Origin of the sequence: Rhizobium sp. 18055, from assembly GCF_902706285.1 — a bacterium.
Taxonomy (GTDB): Bacteria; Pseudomonadota; Alphaproteobacteria; order Rhizobiales; family Rhizobiaceae; genus Rhizobium.
The window spans coordinates 1-1,636 of sequence record NZ_CACSKD010000046.1 but is presented as its reverse complement, the minus strand read 5'-3'; the positions used below and the strand labels follow the sequence as shown (position 1 = coordinate 1,636).

The following is a 1,636-nucleotide window of genomic DNA, read 5'->3' as shown; positions in this document are numbered from 1 at the left end:
TCCTCGTCCTTGTTGATGGCGACGATGACCTTCGAGTCCTTCATGCCGGCCAGATGCTGGATGGCGCCGGAGATGCCGACGGCGATATAGAGATCGGGTGCGACCACCTTGCCGGTCTGGCCGACCTGCCAGTCATTGGGGGCGTAGCCGGCGTCGACAGCAGCGCGCGAGGCGCCGACGGCGGCACCGAGCTTGTCGGCGACAGGCAGGATGACTTCCTGGAACTTTTCGGCAGAACCGAGGGCGCGACCGCCTGAGATGATGATCTTGGCCGAGGTCAGTTCCGGGCGATCCGAGGAGGATAGCGCATCCTTGACGAAGGTCGAGAGGCCTGGATTGCCAGCGGCCGCGATGGTTTCGACCGGGGCCAAACCGCCTTCGGCTGCGGCTGCAAACGATGCCGTGCGCACGGTGATCACCTTTTGGGCGTCGGTTGCCTGCACCGTCTGGATGGCGTTGCCGGCATAGATCGGGCGCTTGAAGGTATCGGCCGAAACGACCTCGATGATCTCGGAGACCTGGGCGACATCGAGCAGGGCTGCGACCCGCGGCAGGACGTTCTTGCCGACAGAAGTGGCGGCCGAGATGATGGTGTCGTAGTTGGCTGCCAGCGAGACGATCAGAGCGCCCAGCGGTTCGGCGAGGTTGTTGGCGAGGTCGTCGCTGTCTGCGAGCAGCACCTTGGCGACGCCTGCGAGCTTGGCAGCCTGATCGGCTGCGGCCTTGGCGCCCTTGCCGGCGACGAGAACGTGGACATCGCTCCCCGTTTCCTTGGCAATCTTGGCGGCAGCCGTCAGCGTCTTGGCGGTCTGGTCGGACAGGCTGGCATTGTCGTGGTCAGCCAGAAGAAGAATGGTCATGATATGTTACTCCTCATCCAACCTGATTAAAGCACGCCGGCTTCGGTCTTGAGCTTTTCAACCAGCTCGGCGACCGACTTGACCTTGACGCCGGCCTTGCGGCCCGATGGCTCCTCGGTCTTCAAGACCTTGAGCTTCGGCGTGGTGGAGACGCCGAAATCGGCAGGCGTCTTCTTGTCGAGCGGCTTCTTCTTGGCCTTCATGATATTCGGCAGCGAAGCGTAGCGCGGCTCGTTGAGGCGCAGGTCCGAGGTGATGACGGCGGGAAGCCTGATCTCGATGGTCTGCAGGCCGCCGTCGACTTCGCGGGTCACCTGGGCCTTGCCGTCAGCAATCTCGATCTTCGAGGCGAAGGTGGCCTGGGCCGAGCCCATCAGGGCGGCGAGCATCTGGCCGGTCTGGTTGCTGTCGTCGTCGATCGCCTGCTTGCCGACGATCACGAGACCCGGCTGCTCGGCATCGACGATGCCCTTGATGATCTTGGCGACGGCGAGCGGTTCGACGGCATCGTCGGTCTCAACAAGGATCGCCCGGTCGGCGCCCATGGCAAGCGCGGTGCGCAATGTCTCTTCGGCCTTGGCAGGTCCGATCGAGACGACCACCACTTCCTCGGCCTTGCCGGCTTCCTTCAGGCGAAGCGCCTCTTCCACGGAGATTTCGTCGAAGGGGTTCATCGACATCTTGATGTTGGCGAGTTCGACACCCGTGCCATCCGGCTTGACGCGGATCTTCACGTTGTAGTCAACCACCCGCTTGACGGGGACGAGAATCTTCAT

At 63.1% G+C, this 1,636-nt stretch carries 2 protein-coding genes; both read right to left on the bottom strand.

The window, feature by feature from the left end; translation table 11 throughout:
- Nucleotides 1-860: electron transfer flavoprotein subunit alpha/FixB family protein (locus GVL52_RS27780; protein WP_160012632.1), on the bottom strand; the 860-nt coding region annotated here is incomplete at its 3' end.
- Nucleotides 861-886: 26 nt separating this feature from the next.
- Complete coding sequence (locus tag GVL52_RS27775) at nt 887-1,636, bottom strand: electron transfer flavoprotein subunit beta/FixA family protein (RefSeq protein ID WP_160012631.1); 750 nt, start codon at nt 1,634-1,636, stop codon at nt 887-889.

Excerpts from the sequence above, each read along its gene's own strand:
- GVL52_RS27775 (WP_160012631.1), bottom strand. The coding sequence starts at position 1,636 with ATGAAGATTCTCGTCCCCGTCAAGCGGGTGGTTGACTACAACGTGAAG.